Origin of the sequence: Amnibacterium soli (assembly GCF_039544415.1) — a bacterium.
GTDB classification, from domain to species: domain Bacteria; phylum Actinomycetota; class Actinomycetes; order Actinomycetales; family Microbacteriaceae; genus Amnibacterium; species Amnibacterium soli.
This window is the reverse complement of the sequence record NZ_BAABLP010000006.1, coordinates 74460-88542: the sequence shown is the minus strand read 5'-3', so window position 1 is coordinate 88542 and position 14083 is coordinate 74460. Positions and strand designations below refer to the sequence as shown.

At 73.6% G+C, this 14083-nt stretch carries 15 protein-coding genes, 1 tRNA gene and 1 pseudogene; 12 read left to right on the top strand and 5 right to left on the bottom strand.

Annotated features, from left to right (window positions below; all coding sequences use genetic code 11):
* Window positions 1-193 precede the first annotated feature (193 nt).
* Window positions 194-3049 (top strand): preprotein translocase subunit SecA, encoded by a 2856-nt coding sequence (secA, locus tag ABEA53_RS13640; RefSeq protein ID WP_345481802.1) that lies wholly within the window; start codon window positions 194-196, stop codon window positions 3047-3049.
* Between the two features lie 196 nt (window positions 3050-3245).
* On the opposite strand, the gene ABEA53_RS13635 is transcribed toward secA, so the two are convergent.
* Window positions 3246-3686 (bottom strand): Rv3235 family protein, encoded by a 441-nt coding sequence (locus ABEA53_RS13635; RefSeq protein ID WP_345481801.1) that lies wholly within the window; start codon window positions 3684-3686, stop codon window positions 3246-3248.
* A gap of 151 nt (window positions 3687-3837) precedes the next feature.
* On the opposite strand from ABEA53_RS13635, the gene ABEA53_RS13630 reads away from it, so the two are divergent.
* Complete coding sequence (locus ABEA53_RS13630) at window positions 3838-4407, top strand: hypothetical protein (RefSeq protein WP_345481800.1); 570 nt, start codon at window positions 3838-3840, stop codon at window positions 4405-4407.
* Window positions 4408-4417: 10 nt separating this feature from the next.
* Here the strand turns inward: ABEA53_RS13630 and ABEA53_RS13625 are convergent, their stop codons facing one another.
* Window positions 4418-4693 carry a helix-turn-helix domain-containing protein gene (locus ABEA53_RS13625; protein ID WP_345481798.1) on the bottom strand — a complete coding sequence of 92 codons (276 nt, stop codon included), beginning with the start codon at window positions 4691-4693 and terminating at the stop codon, window positions 4418-4420.
* A 123-nt stretch (window positions 4694-4816) separates the two neighbouring features.
* On the opposite strand from ABEA53_RS13625, the gene ABEA53_RS13620 reads away from it, so the two are divergent.
* The 5 genes and pseudogenes from ABEA53_RS13620 (at window position 4817) to ABEA53_RS13600 (ending at window position 9367) form a co-directional block, all read left to right on the top strand.
* Entirely contained in the window at window positions 4817-5449 is a 633-nt protein-coding gene (locus ABEA53_RS13620; protein ID WP_345481797.1) for a hypothetical protein, read from the top strand.
* Entirely contained in the window at window positions 5446-6699 is a 1254-nt protein-coding gene (locus tag ABEA53_RS13615) for a nucleotide-binding protein (protein WP_345481796.1), read from the top strand. The genes ABEA53_RS13620 and ABEA53_RS13615 overlap by 4 nt, the downstream gene beginning before the upstream one ends.
* Before the next feature lie 13 nt (window positions 6700-6712).
* The gene (locus ABEA53_RS13610; protein ID WP_345481795.1) at window positions 6713-7591 is read left to right on the top strand and encodes an aminodeoxychorismate lyase; all 879 of its coding nucleotides are present in this window, start codon (window positions 6713-6715) and stop codon (window positions 7589-7591) included.
* Window positions 7592-7593: 2 nt separating this feature from the next.
* A complete protein-coding gene (locus ABEA53_RS13605) occupies window positions 7594-7815 on the top strand; it encodes a hypothetical protein (RefSeq protein WP_345481794.1) in 222 nt (73 codons plus the stop codon).
* A gap of 62 nt (window positions 7816-7877) precedes the next feature.
* Window positions 7878-9367 (top strand): annotated as a pseudogene (locus ABEA53_RS13600) (sensor histidine kinase).
* Between the two features lie 75 nt (window positions 9368-9442).
* Here the strand turns inward: ABEA53_RS13600 and ABEA53_RS13595 are convergent.
* Window positions 9443-9691 (bottom strand): WhiB family transcriptional regulator, encoded by a 249-nt coding sequence (locus tag ABEA53_RS13595; protein ID WP_345481793.1) that lies wholly within the window; start codon window positions 9689-9691, stop codon window positions 9443-9445.
* Between the two features lie 254 nt (window positions 9692-9945).
* Here ABEA53_RS13595 and ABEA53_RS13590 point away from each other — a divergent pair, with 254 nt between their 5' ends.
* Complete coding sequence (locus ABEA53_RS13590) at window positions 9946-10344, top strand: hypothetical protein (RefSeq protein ID WP_345481792.1); 399 nt, start codon at window positions 9946-9948, stop codon at window positions 10342-10344.
* A gap of 4 nt (window positions 10345-10348) precedes the next feature.
* On the opposite strand, the gene bcp is transcribed toward ABEA53_RS13590, so the two are convergent.
* Window positions 10349-10828, bottom strand: coding sequence for a thioredoxin-dependent thiol peroxidase (bcp, locus tag ABEA53_RS13585; protein WP_345481790.1), 480 nt, complete (start codon window positions 10826-10828; stop codon window positions 10349-10351).
* A gap of 56 nt (window positions 10829-10884) precedes the next feature.
* Here bcp and ABEA53_RS13580 point away from each other — a divergent pair.
* The 4 genes from ABEA53_RS13580 (at window position 10885) to ABEA53_RS13565 (ending at window position 13802) form a co-directional block, all read left to right on the top strand.
* Window positions 10885-10957 (top strand) — tRNA-Lys (locus ABEA53_RS13580).
* 164 nt (window positions 10958-11121) lie between these two features.
* Window positions 11122-11349 carry a hypothetical protein gene (locus tag ABEA53_RS13575; protein WP_345481789.1) on the top strand — a complete coding sequence of 76 codons (228 nt, stop codon included), beginning with the start codon at window positions 11122-11124 and terminating at the stop codon, window positions 11347-11349.
* Window positions 11350-11545: 196 nt separating this feature from the next.
* A complete protein-coding gene (locus tag ABEA53_RS13570) occupies window positions 11546-12463 on the top strand; it encodes a helix-turn-helix domain-containing protein (protein ID WP_345481788.1) in 918 nt (305 codons plus the stop codon).
* Between the two features lie 43 nt (window positions 12464-12506).
* Window positions 12507-13802 carry an MFS transporter gene (locus tag ABEA53_RS13565; RefSeq protein WP_345481787.1) on the top strand — a complete coding sequence of 432 codons (1296 nt, stop codon included), beginning with the start codon at window positions 12507-12509 and terminating at the stop codon, window positions 13800-13802.
* Between the two features lie 16 nt (window positions 13803-13818).
* Here ABEA53_RS13565 and ABEA53_RS13560 read toward each other — a convergent pair whose 3' ends face one another.
* Window positions 13819-14061: a DUF3263 domain-containing protein gene (locus tag ABEA53_RS13560; protein ID WP_345481786.1), complete on the bottom strand. Its 243-nt coding sequence runs from the start codon at window positions 14059-14061 to the stop codon at window positions 13819-13821.
* Between the last annotated feature and the right edge of the window lie 22 nt (window positions 14062-14083).

Sequence of the window (14083 nt, the reverse complement as noted above, 5' to 3'; positions counted from 1 at the left end):
ATCCAGACACGCGGGCGCTGGAGAATCGGGCCGATCCAGCGTCCTCCGACGCATCGGGGGCGCCCCTCGAACGGCGAGCCGCGCCGAAGGTCCGGGGTCGCGCCCCCGCTTGGGGGGCCGCTGGTAACCTTTCTGGCTGACGATCCGGCAGCGCCATCCCGGCAGCGGCAGCCGGGCCGGAGGGAGATCCCACATGGCGAACGTGCTCGAGCGAGCCCTGCGGATGGGCGAGGGGCGCGTGCTCCGGAAGCTCCAGCGCATCGTCGACCAGGTGAACCACCTGGAGGAGGACTTCCGCCACCTCTCCGACGACGAGCTGCGGAACGAGACCGCGGAGCTGCGCGAGCGCTACGCCAACGGCGAGAGCCTCGACGACCTGCTGCCCGAGGCGTTCGCCGCGGTGCGGGAGGCAGCCAGCCGCACGATCGGCCTCCGCCCCTTCGACGTCCAGGTCATGGGCGGCGCGGCGCTGCACCTCGGCAACATCGCGGAGATGAAGACCGGCGAGGGCAAGACGCTCGTCGCCACGATGCCCGCGTACCTGAACGCGATCGCGTCGCGCGGCGTGCACGTCGTCACGGTGAACGACTACCTCGCGTCCTACCAGTCGGAGCTCATGGGCCGCGTCTTCCGCGCCCTGGGCATGACGACCGGCGTGATCCTGTCCGGCCAGGAGCCCGCGGAGCGCCGCGAGCAGTACCAGGCCGACATCACCTACGGCACGAACAACGAGTTCGGCTTCGACTACCTGCGCGACAACATGGCGTGGCAGCCCGCCGAGCTCGTGCAGCGCGGCCACTACTTCGCGATCGTCGACGAGGTCGACTCGATCCTCATCGACGAGGCCCGCACCCCGCTGATCATCTCCGGCGCCGCGAGCGGCGAGGCGAACCGGTGGTTCGCCGAGTTCGCGCAGCTCGCGAAGCAGCTGAAGCCCGGCGCCGACTTCGAGGTCGACGAGAAGAAGCGCACGGTCGGCGTGCTCGAGCCCGGCATCGAGAAGGTCGAGGACTACCTCGGCATCGACAACCTGTACGAGTCGGCGAACACGCCGCTCATCTCCTTCCTGAACAACGCGATCAAGGCGAAGGCCCTGTTCAAGCGCGACAAGGACTACGTCGTGATGAACGGCGAGGTGCTGATCGTCGACGAGCACACCGGCCGCATCCTGGTCGGCCGTCGCTACAACGAGGGCATCCACCAGGCGATCGAGGCCAAGGAGAACGTCCAGGTCAAGGCGGAGAACCAGACCTACGCCACGGTCACGCTGCAGAACTACTTCCGCCTCTACAAGAAGCTGTCCGGCATGACCGGCACGGCCGAGACCGAGGCCGCCGAGTTCATGGCGACGTACAAGCTCGGCGTCGTCCCGATCCCGACGAACCGGCCGATGCGGCGCATCGACCAGTCCGACCTGATCTACAAGAACGAGCAGTCGAAGTTCGCGCAGGTCGTCGAGGACATCGCCGAGCGCAGCCGCAAGGGCCAGCCGGTCCTCGTCGGCACGACGAGCGTCGAGAAGAGCGAGTACCTCTCCAAGCTGCTGGCCCGCAAGGGCGTCAAGCACGAGGTGCTGAACGCGAAGAACCACGCCCGCGAGGCCGCGATCGTCGCGCAGGCGGGCCGGTTCGGCTCCGTCACCGTCGCCACGAACATGGCCGGCCGCGGCACCGACATCATGCTCGGCGGCAATGCGGAGTTCCTCGCGGTGTCCGCCATGACCGCCCGCGGGCTGTCCCCCTCCGAGACGCCCGACGAGTACGAGGCGCAGTGGGACGGCGTGTTCAGCGCCGTGAAGGCCGAGGTCGAGCAGGAGGCGCAGCGCGTCGTCGAGGTCGGCGGCCTCTACGTGCTCGGCACCGAGCGTCACGAGTCGCGCCGCATCGACAACCAGCTTCGCGGCCGCTCCGGCCGCCAGGGCGACCCGGGGGAGTCCCGCTTCTACCTGTCGCTCACCGACGACCTGATGCGCCTGTTCAACGCGGGCGCCGCGGAGGCGCTCATGGGCCGCTCCGGGGTGCCGGACGACCTGGCGATCGAGTCGAAGGTCGTGTCCCGCGCGATCCGTTCCGCGCAGTCGCAGGTCGAGGCGCGCAACGCGGAGATCCGGAAGAACGTCCTGAAGTACGACGACGTGCTGAACCGCCAGCGCGAGGCGATCTACGGCGACCGGCACCACATCCTCGAGGGCGACGACATCCACGTGCGGGTGCAGACCTTCCTCGAGGCGGTCATCGGCGACGTCATCGACTCCCACACGGGCGACGGCTCCGGCGACGACTGGGACTTCGACGCGCTCTGGGCCGAGCTGAAGACGCTGTACCCGATCTCGATCACGATCGAGGAGGTGCTCGCGGAGGCCGGCAGCAAGGGCCGCGTGAACCGCGAGTTCGTGAAGCGCGAGGTGCTCTCCGACGCGCGCATCGCGTACCAGCAGCGCGAGGACGAGCTCGGCTTCGACGCGATGCGCGAGCTCGAGCGCCGCGTCGTGCTGTCGGTGATCGACCGCCGGTGGCGCGACCACCTGTACGAGATGGACTACCTGAAGGACGGCATCGGCCTGCGGGCGATGGCGCAGCGCGACCCGCTGGTCGAGTACCAGCGCGAGGGCTACAGCATGTTCCAGACGATGATGGGCGCGATCCGCGAGGAGTCGGTCGGGTTCCTGTTCAACCTCGAGGTCGAGGTGCAGCCGGGCGGCGTCGCGGCCCGCGGCCTGGAGGCGGCGTCGGCGCCGCAGGAGACGCTGCGGTTCACCGCCCCGTCCGACGACGGTGGCGTCGAGGTGCGCAACCAGCGTGGCCTGCTCGAGCGGGCGGCCACGGCGAAGGCGCAGCTCGCGGCGGCGCAGCAGGCGACGCAGTTCGGCGGCGAGCTGCCGGAGATCGAGCAGCAGCCCCAGGCGCCGCGGGGTCCCCAGCGCGGCGGCCCGCAGCGTCCGGCGCCGCAGCGCCCGGGCGGCTCGCGCGGTGCCTTCGGTCAGCAGCAGCAGTCCGACGGCGGCCAGCAGAACCGCCAGCAGCGCCGCGCCGCCGAGCGCGGCCAGTAGCCCCTGACGCGGAGATCCGGCCCCGCCGGATCTCCGCGCGCGGCGTCCTCGCGCGGCTGCGCACCGCAGTCCCGGTTGCGACCGAGCGCTCGCGCGCATCTGGGACCAGCGCGCACAGCTGCGGGGGCGAGCGCGGCAGCTCCCGAACCGGGAGTCGCGCATGCGGGCACCGGGACCAGCGCGCGACTGCGCTCGGCTACAGGACGGCGAGGGCCGTTGCGCGCCAGCGCTGGTCCATGCCCTCGAGGCGGATGGCGACCGCTCGGGTGCGGGCGGCGCCGTGCAGCAGCACCGTGGCCTCGACCACGTCGTCGGCGGGGAACGTGATGCGCTTCGCGGCGACCGCCGCCACCGGGCGGGCCGGCATCTGCCCGCGCACCGCACGACCGCGCGCCGCGATGATCGAACGGCGGAGGAGGTGGCGGTAGACGCCCTCCGACAGCCATCGGCCGAGCTGCTCCAGGTCCCGCACGCCGCCCAGCACCTCCACGACGCCCGTGGCGAGGTTCTCGACGAGCATCGACGGGTCGGGCAGCTCCGACCGCGGCGTGCGCTGCCGGTCGAAGTACTCGTCGGTGCGGACGACCGACAGGTGGCGACGACCGGACGGGGACGTCGGCGGTGGGACGGCGCTCATGGGAACTCCGATGCGAGCGGGGACTTCGCGGGGCCGCCCGGGGCAGGCGGTGGCCATACCCAAGCGCACCGTTTCGCATCGCGTCCAGCGCTCCCGCGGATCTGTGGATAAGTGCGCCGCTGCTGCCCTGGGTTCCGGGTACGGTCCGGCGATGCGCTGGGACGAGCTGTTCGCGGACCTCGAAGGTCAGCTCGAGCACGGGCTCGGCGCGGAGGAGCGGGAGGCGGAGCTCGAGGAGGAGCGCCTGCGCGTCGGCCGCACCTCGCTCCGGGATCGCATCGCCGCGGTCGCCGCCGCCGGCGAGGCGCTGCGGGTGCGGCTGCTCGACGGCAGCGCGCTCGAGCTCGTGCCCCGGACCGTCGGCCGCGACTGGGCGTCGGGCGACCTCGTCGGCTCGGCGGCGCAGGTCGTGCTGCCCGTGTCCGCGGTCGCCGCGCTGCTGCCGACGGCCGCGCAGGTCGCTCGCAGCCTCGAACCCGTCGCGCTCGGTGCCGTGACCGACCGCATCGGGCTCGCGTTCGTGCTGCGCGACCTGGCCCGCCGCCGGCGCACCGTGCAGCTCACGGTCCCGGGCGGCGCGCTGTCCGGGACGATCGACCGGGTGGGCAGGGACCACCTCGACCTCGCGGTGCATCCGGCGGACGGCTGGCGCCGGGCGTCGGCCGTCGCGCGCATCGAGGTGCTCGCGCTGACGCAGGTCCTGCTCGTCCGCGTCGACTGACGCGTGCGCCTCAGAGCAGCGGGCCCTGCCGCAGCTCGGGGACGATGGCGAACTCGGACTGCCGCCAGTTCGCCACGCGCCGCTCCTCCTCGTAGCGGGCCTGGATGTACGCCTCCAGCTCGCTGCGCTCCACGCGCCACATGCGCGCGGCGCCGACCCGGATCGCCGGCAGCTCGCCCGAGCGGACGAGCGCGTACGCCTGGGTGGCGGACACGCGCAGCACCTCCGCCGTCTCGGCGACGGTGAGGAAGCGCCCGACCAGGTCGGAGGGCTCGGCTGCGGTCATGGTCGGCAATCCTGGCACCGGGTCCGGGCCCCGGAGGAGGTCGATCGCGGGCTGTGGATAAGTGCGGACGCGCCATCGTTGGACGCGCGAGCATGGCGCGTCCACACCCGCCGAGGAGCTCCCATGGTCGCCCTTCCACTCGCTGCACGCCGCCGTCGCGCACTCGATCGGCGCGTGCTCATCGGCGTCGCGCTGATCGTCGCGTCCGCGCTGGGCACGACCGCGCTCGTCGGCGCGCTGACCCGCACCGTCGTCGTCTACCGGGCGGAGGGACCGATCCTGGCGGGGGAGCAGGTGACCGCCGCGCGTCTCGCACCGGCCACGGTCCGACTCGGCGACGCGGCCGCGCTCTACCTCTCGGGAGCGCTGCCGCAGGGCGGGCTCGTGGCGACCCGGGCGGTCGCAGCCGGCGAGATGGTGCCGCGCTCGGCCGTGGGCACGGCGACCGCCGTGCGATCGGCGACCGTGGTCGTCGACCTCGCGTCGCCGCTGGCGGCCGGCGTCGCGGTCGGTTCGACCGTGGATCTCTGGTCGGCGGCGAAGAGCGATCCGAACGAGAACCGCTACGCCCCGCCCGTCGTGCTCGTCGACGACGCCGTGGTCGCCCGTGTCGTGTCGCCGACGGGCCTCATCGCCGGGGCGAAGGAGGACTCGGTCGAGCTGCAGGTGCCGCGGGACGAGGTCGCCGCCGTGCTCGCCGCGCAGGCCGGCGGCGCCCGGCTGGCCGCGGTCGAGATCGGCGGGGAGGCGCCGTGACCGCGGAACCCGCGGTCCTGTCCCTCGCACCTCACGTCGAGGACCGCCTCCTGCCGCAGCTCGGCGCCGCCGGACTGCTGGTCGTGGCCCGGCCGCCCGCAGCGGGCGACGCGGCGGAGGCGCTCACCCGGCTCCGACCGGCGGTGCTCATCGCGAGCGCCGAGCCGCGGCACCTCGACAGCCCGCTGCTGCTCGCTGCCGCCGGCGCCGGTGCCGCGGTCGTCGTGCTCGCGGAGGGGGAGCGCGGCCGCCGGCACGCCGCCTCCCTCGGCGTGCGGGAGCCCCTCGACGCGACAGTGGACGCGGGCGACATCCGCGCCCGGATCGAGCAGGGCCTGCCCGCGCCGCAGCCCCCGGAGGAGACGCCGGACGCCGCACGGGCGCCCGGCAGGGTGACCGCGGTCTGGGGTCCGGCCGGCGCGCCGGGCAGGACGACGACCGCGATCGCGCTCGCGAGCGAGCTCGCCGCCGCGGGGCTGCGGGTCGCGCTGGTGGACGCCGACACGGTCGGTGCGGCGGTCGCCCCGTCCCTCGGGCTGCTCGACGAGGCCCCCGGGCTCGCGGCCGCCTGCCGGCTCGCCGCGGCCGGCGCCCTCACCGGGGCCGAGCTCGATCGCGTCGCGCAGCGGTACCGGTGCACGCGCGGGGAGCTGCTCGTGCTCACCGGCATCGGCCGTCCCGCCCGCTGGCCGGAGCTGTCCGCGGACCGCGTCACGAAGGTCCTCGAGCAGTGCCGCTCGTGGGCCGATCACACGGTGGTCGACACCGGGTTCAACCTGGAGGCGGACGAGGAGATCGTCAGCGACCTCTTCGCACCGCGTCGCAACGCGGCCACCATCGCGGCGGTCCGGGCTGCGGACACCGTGGTGGCGGTGGGCGCGGGCGACCCCGTCGGGCTGGCCCGCTACGTGCGCGCGTTCGGCGACCTGGTCGAGTTCGTCGACCCGCACCGGGTGCACGCGGTGATCGGCAAGGTGCGGCAGAGCGCGGTCGGGCTCGGCGCGGGCGGGCAGATCCGCGCGAGCCTGCAGCGGTTCGGCGGCATCGACGAGGTGACGCTGGTGCCCGCCGACGCGGCCGCCTGCGACGCCGCGCTCCTCACCGCCCGCACGCTGCCCGACGCGGCACCCCGCTCCGCGGCCACCGCCGCGCTGCGCCGGTTCGCCGCGGACCACCTCATCGACCGCCCGGCTCGGGTCCCGCGACGCACGCCGGCCGTGCTGCGCAGACTCCGTCCGGCCGCACCCTGACCAGAATGGAGCCGTGCCCGACAGAGTGCTCGCCGTCCTGACCGCGCCCGAGACCGGTGGGGAGGCGGCGGAGCCGTTCCGCTTCGCCGACCCGGCCGCTCCGCTGCTGAACGTGCTCGACCTCGGCGCGACCCGCGGCGACGGGGTCTTCGAGACGATCGGCGTCGGCTCCGGCCGGGCGCAGGCGCTCGACCCGCACCTCGCGCGGCTCGCCCGGTCGGCCGCGATGCTCGACATGCCCGAGCCGGACGGGAGCGCCTGGCGCGCTGCCGTCGTCGCCGTGGCCGAGCGGCTCGCCGAGCACCGCGAGGCCTTCGTCAAGCTCGTCTACACGCGCGGCGTCGAGGGGACGGATCACCCGACGGGGTGGGTGCTCGGCGCGCCCTCGCCGGACAACTCGGGCCCCCGCGCGAACGGCGTGCGCGTCGTGGTGCTCGACCGGGGGCTGCCGCACGACGGCGTCGGCGAGCTGCCGTGGCTGCTGCAGGGCGCGAAGACGCTGTCCTACGCGGTGAACATGGCCGCGCTGCGGGAGGCGAAGCGCCGCGGCGCCGACGACGCGCTGTTCGTCAGCTCCGACGGCTTCCTGCTCGAGGGACCGACCTCGAACCTGCTGATCAAGCAGGGCGACCGCCTGATCACCCCCTCCACCAGCCTCGGCATCCTGGCCGGCACCACGCAGGCGGAGGCCTTCCGGTTCGCGCGCAGCCGGGGGATGACCACCTCCTACGAGGTGCTGCCGAAGGACGCCCTCGAGTCCGCCGAGGCGCTCTGGCTGCTCTCGAGCGTGCGCAACGCGGCGCCGATCCGCGCGATCGACGGGGTCGAGCGCGCGATCGACGCCGAGTTCACCGCCGCGCTCAACGCCCACCTGCTCGCCCGCCGGGACTGACGGTGGCGGACGAGGACGTCGCGGAGCGGATCCGCGCCCGGCTCGCCCGCGGGCCGGCGACGCTCGCGGACCTGCGAGCCGCGCTGCCCGCCGAGGACCTGGACCGGAAGGCGCTGCCGTCGATGGGGGAGCCGGACCCGTTCGGCGCGGTCGTCGCCCGGCTCGTCAACGCGGGCGAGGTCGAGGACGCCGACGGCGTGTACCGCCTGCGCCGCACCCGCTGAGCCCTCGGCCGCCGCGTCCGCGAGGGCGAGCAGCGGGGGAGCGGCGTCCGTAGAATCCAGCGATGCCCACGATGAGCGAGCTGGTCAGCGCGCACGGCCGGTCCAGCGAGGACGACCTCAACTGGCTGCACGCCCTGCTCGGCGACCTGCAGCTGCTCGCGGACCTCGCGTTCGCGGACATCGTGCTGTGGACCCCGTCGGCGGAGGGGGAGTTCGTCGCCGTCGCGCACGCCCGGCCGTCGTCCGCCGCGACGCTCTTCTACCGCGACTTCGTCGGCCAGGTCATCAAGCCGGACTGGAAGCGGCTCGTCACCGACGCCTTCGAGCGCGGCACGATCCTCGACTCGTCCGCGCCCGACTGGTTCGAGGAGACGCCGACGCGCGTGCGGGCGGTCCCGGTGCTGCGGCGCACCTCGCCGTCGGCCGGCCCGCAGCAGACGATCGGCCCGATCGCGGTGCTGTCGCGGCACACGAACCTCTCCGAGGCGCGGATGCCGAGCCGGCAGGAGCTCACCTTCGGCGACTGCGCGAACGACCTGTTCGGCATGATCGCGACGGGCGACTTCCCGACCCTCGCGTCGCCGACCGCGCCCCGCCGCGGCGCGCCCCGCGCCTCCGACGGCCTGATCCGCCTCGACGTCGACGGCACCGTGCTGTTCGCGAGCCGAACGCGCTGTCCGCCTTCAACCGCATCGGCTTCTCCGGCGAGCTGGAGGGGCAGAACCTCGCGGAGGTCGTCACCGAGCTGCTGCCCGACCGCTTCGGCGTCGACGAGACGCTGCCGGTCGTCGTCACGGGCAAGGCGCCGTGGCGCACCGAGGTCGAGGCCCGCGGCTCGACGCTGTCGATCCGCGCGATCCCCGTGCGCCACGACGACGAGCGCGTCGGCGCGATCGTGCTGTGCCGCGAGGTGACCGAGCTGCGTCACCAGGAGCAGGAGCTCATCACCAAGGACGCGACCATCCGCGAGATCCACCACCGGGTGAAGAACAACCTGCAGACGGTGGCGTCGCTGCTGCGCATCCAGGCGCGGCGCTCGAACTCCGAGGAGGCGCGGGAGTCGCTCGCGCAGGCGACGCGGCGCGTGTCGGCGATCGCGGTCGTGCACGACACCCTCAGCCAGGGCCTCGCCCAGACGGTCGACTTCGACGCCGTGTTCGACCGGGTGCTGATGCTGATCACCGAGGTCGCCTCGACGCACCACACGCGGGTGCACCCGATCAAGCGCGGGGCGTTCGGGGTGCTGCCGAGCGACTACGCGACGCCGCTGGCGCTCGCGCTGACCGAGCTCGTGACGAACGCGGTGGAGCACGGGCTCGACGGCCGCGAGGGCAACGTCGTGATCACCGCGCACCGCGCGGAGGAGGGCCTCACGGTCTCGGTGCGGGACAACGGGGTCGGTCTGCCGGAGGGCAAGGTCGGCACCGGCCTCGGCACGCAGATCGTGCGGACGCTGATCGAGGGCGAGCTCGGCGGCCTGATCGACTGGCACACGATGTCCGGTCGCGGCACCGAGGTGACGATCGCGGTCCCGTTCAACTTCACCGAGTGATCGTCGGCGGGACGCCCGTCGTTCAGGGAACCGACACGAGCCGTGCGCCGGCCCCCTGAACGCTGCGGAGGTGGGTCAGGCGGAGCGGCGGGCGCGGGCGGCGCGGCGCTTCAGCGCACGGCGCTCGTCCTCGGAGAGGCCGCCCCAGACGCCGGAGTCCTGGCTGGTCTCGAGCGCGTACTGCAGGCACGACTCGGTCACGGTGCAGCGGCCGCACACCGACTTCGCGCGCTCGATCTGGTCCACGGCGGGGCCGGTGTTCCCCACCGGGAAGAAGAGCTCGGGGTCGGCGGTCAGGCAAGCAGATCGGTCACGCCAGTCCATGCGCGGGGCGCTCCTTCATGGGTTCAGTTGTCCCGGTGGCAGCAGACGGCGCCGGGCAGACGGCGTTCGCTCGATGTTCTCCGGGTGGAGGGAGGCCTAGGCTGGAACAGCCCCGGACAGCACAAGAGGAACGGTCGCCCGTTCCTCCTGTCCGCCTCACCGTATGCCCACGACTTCGGGGGCATCGAAACGAACCGGAAACATGGTGACACAGCACCGAACCGGGATCAAGGGTGTCGCGGTTTGATGTGTCTGTGAGCACTTCCGGTCCGTCCGCACCCGTCCGTCCCGTCGGCCTCCTCGTCGTGGCGGTGGTCGAGGGGCTCGAAGCGCTCGGCCTGCTGGTCCTCGCGGTCCTCGGCGCAGCGGCCGGACCCGGCAGCGCCTACCCCCAGACGGCGTACGGCGTGGCCGGGACGCTGCTGCTCGCGGCGGCGCTGCTGGCGCTCGTCGCGGTGGGCACGTACCGCGCCCGGCCGTGGTCGCGCACGTCGGGGCTCGTGTGGCAGGTCGTGCAGCTGCTGGTCGGGCTCTACGCGCTGCAGGGCGACGGGGCGCAGCCGGGACTCGCCTTCATCGCGATCGTCCCGGCCGCGCTCGCCATCGTGCTGCTGCTGTCCCGCTCCGTCCGCGAGGCGACGAACCGGCGCTGACCGGTCAGTCGATGTGGAGCTTCTTGCGGAGGCTCGCGACGTGGCCGGTCGCCTTCACGTTGTAGAGGGGCAGGCTGACCCGGCCCTGCTCGTCGATGACGAAGGTCGAGCGGATCGTGCCCTCGACCGTCTTGCCGTAGAGCGACTTCTCGCCGAACGCGGCGAAGGCGCGGTGCACCTCGAGCGTCGGGTCGGACAGGAGCGGGAAGTTCAGCGCCTCCTGCTCCGCGAACCGGGCGTTCTCCGCCGGCTGGTCCTTGGAGATGCCGAGCACCTGGTAGCCGGCGCCCTCGAGCGAGTTGAGGCTGTCGCGGAAGTCGCACGCCTCGGTGGTGCAGCCCGGGGTCATGGCGGCCGGGTAGAAGTACAGGACCACCTTGCGGCCGCGGTAGTCCGCGAGGGAGGTCGCGGCGCCGGTGGAGTCCGGAAGGGTGAAGTCGGGTGCCTGGTCGCCGGGGGCGAGGCGGGCTGTCGTGTCCGTCATGAGATGCATCCTCTCGTGTCTGCTAATCTTGGTCTCCGGTCGCTGAGCGGCCGTGCGCACCTCTAGCTCAATTGGCAGAGCAACTGACTCTTAATCAGTGGGTTCCGGGTTCAAGTCCCGGGGGGTGTACCGCAGTGCGAAGGGCCAGGGGCTTCCCCTGGCCCTTCGTCGTTCCTCCCGGAGTCCGCGGCCGGGACGGACGATCGTCGTCGGCGCGCTCACAGTCGCCGTCCATCGCCCGCGGCCACGGTGGCAGCGTCACAGGCGTGACGTCCGACGAAAGGAAGCCGCACATGGCCGTATCCGTGAACCTCGACTCGCTGCTCGACAAGGCCTACGAGTCGTCCTCGCTGCAGGAGATCCTGGACGCGCCGGTGGCCGCGCTCGCCGGCGTCAGCGACAGCGACGCGGAGGCGCTGAAGTCCGCGTTCAACATCAAGACCGTCGGCGACCTCGGCAAGAACAAGTACTTCGCCGCGGCCGTCGCCCTCGCCGATCTGTCGAAGGCCGGCGCGAAGTAGTCGACCGGGCGGGAGGGGCGCGGCGGAGCCGCTCCGTCCCTCCCGCTCCACCGCGACTCCGGGTGGCGGATCCGCGCGCCGATCCTGGCCGCTTCGCGACCGCGTCATCGGATGCAACCTCCGCTCCGCCATGCTTGGCGCCACGCGTCGTCGGCGCAGGAGCTGGGAGACGATGGACGCGAGTACGGATTCGAGGGTGCCGGTCGTCCAGATGGACGGTGCGACCGGGCTGCAGCGGTTGAGCCGCGGAGGCCGGTTCGCGGTGCCCGACGCAGCGGCGTTCACCGCCACGTGGCGGCACACCACGGTGGACGGGGTGCAGCTCGGGGAGTGGTCGACGTCCCCGATCTCCGGCGCGCAGCCCGCGGCGCACGACGCGCCCGCGGTCGTGCTGGTGCGGGTCGCATCGGGCTCGGCCCGGTACTGGAGCGGCGGCGCCGTCATCGACGCGCCGTGCGGGTCCATCCACCTGATGAGCGCGGCGGAGGGGGTCCGGTTCTCCGTGCCCGAACCGTCCCGGATCGTCCGCGTCGTGGTGCCGGCGGGACTGCTGCCTGCGGACGTGCGGCACGCGACGTCGTCGGCGTTCGGGCCGATGACGCCGAACCGCATCACCGTCGGGCTGACCGCGCTCGTCGACCAGGTCCTCGACCCCGAGGTGGGCGGCGCCACCTCCGCAGCGGCCGCGGCGATCCGGCCGCTCGCCGTCGCCGCGATCGAGGAGGCGGTGCCGACGACGCCGGAGCAAGACCTCCGCGGGCGCATGGTCGAGCACATCGAGCAGCGCATCAGCGACCCGGACCTCGGCCCCCGGTCCATCGCCGCCGAGTTCGGCGTGAGCCTGCGCTGGGTGCACGCGGTGTTCGACGTCGACGGCGCCTCGGTCGCGCGGCACATCCGGCACCGCCGGCTGGACCTCGTCGCGGAGCAGCTGCGGGAGCGCCGCCGGCTGCCGCGCATCGGGGCCCTCGCGGAGACCTTCGGGTTCGCCAGCCGCGACCAGCTGACGCGGTCGTTCAAGGCGCGGTTCGGCGTGACGATCGCGGAGTACGCGGTGCTCGCCGAGGACGGGCGGGCGCCCGCTCCGCTCGACGCCGCGGACGCGGGGGGCTGACGGCCTCGGGATCCACGTCCGACGGGCCGACTACCCTCCCGTGGTGACCGAGACGTGGGAGCCCGCGCGCCTCGCGGCAGGGCGGCGCGCCTGGCGCCTGACACTGGTCGGCACGCTCGTGTCGTCCCTCGGCACCGGGCTGACGCTGCCCTTCCTGTTCGTCTACCTGCACGGCGTCCGAGACCTCTCGCTGCCGCTCGCCGGCGCGGTCGTCGCGGTCGGCGCGGTGGCCGCGTTCGCGCTCTCGCCGCTGAGCGGCGCGTTCGGCGACCGCGTCGGCCTCGGCCGCCTGCTCGTCACCGGGCTCGTGGTGCAGGGCGTCGGCACGGCACTGCTGGCCGTGCCGGCCGGTGCCGGTGCGGCGTTCGTCGCCGTCGCGTGCACGGCCGCCGGCAACTCGCTCGTCTTCCCCGCCCTGAACGGCCTGGTCGCGGCGCAGCTGCCGCCCGTCGCCAGGACGCGCGCCTACGCCCTCCGGTTCGGCGTGCTGAACGCGGGCATCGGGATCGGCGGTCTCGTGTCGGGCTCGGTCGTGTCGCTGCAGCACCCCGCGAGCTTCCAGCTCGTCTACCTGGCGGACGCGGTCTCGACCCTGCTGTTCGCGGCGCTCGTCGGCATCGGCATGCGGCACAGCCCCGGCTTCCGCGGCGTGCGCGGCCGGCCCGCAGCGGAGGGGGAGGCGCCCGCGCCGTCGCGCGGGTACCGCACCGTGCTCGCGAACCGGCCCTTCGTCGGGTTCCTGCTCTGCTCGTTCCTGTTCTCGTTGTTCGGCTACGCGCAGCTCGACGGGCCCTGGGCGGCGTTCGCCACCGCGAGCGCCGGGGCCGAGCCGCGGGCCGTCGGCATCGCCTTCGCGGTGAACACCGCGACGATCGTCCTGTGCCAGCTCGGCGTCGTGCGGCTCACGGGGCGCTGGCGGCGCAGCCGGCTGCTGCTCACCGCTGCCGCGCTCTGGGCCTGCGCGTGGCTCGTCACCGCGCTGGCCGCATCGCCGGCGCTGCGCGGTCTGCCTGCGGCGGTCGCCCTCGCGGTGTCGCTCGGGGTGTTCGGCCTGGGGGAGACGCTGTTCTCGCCGGTGGCCGGCGGCCTGCCGAACGACCTCGCGAGCGAGGACCTGCGCGCCCGCTACAACGCCCTCGGGTCCGCGACGTGGTCCGTCGCCGGCTTCGTCGGCCCGCCGATGGCGGGCCTGCTGCTCGGCACCGGCACGCCGACGCTCTGGGTCGTCGTCGTGACCGCCGGCATGGTCGTCGCAGCACTGGGCGCGCTCGTGCTGGGCCGCGTGCTGCCCGAGTCGGTGGACCGGCCGCGGACGGCCGTCGAGGCGACCGGCACCTGAGTCGCTTCGGGGCCGATCAGAGCCAGCGCTGCAGCTGCGCGCGCTCCTGCCGCCTGCGGTCCGCGGTGCGGGCGACCCGGTCGGCGAGCCTCGGCCAGCGGTCCTGGACGGTCTGCTGCCGGGCCAGCTGCTCGAGGCGCTGGTAGTAGCGGGCGGGGCTCATGCCGAGCCGGTGGATGATCGCGTCGTTCTTGAGCCCGGTCCGGCGAGGGTGGGTGTCCTCGAACTCGAGCAGCTGGATGTCTGCGTGGGTGAGCATGTTCGTCATTCTGTTCGATGCC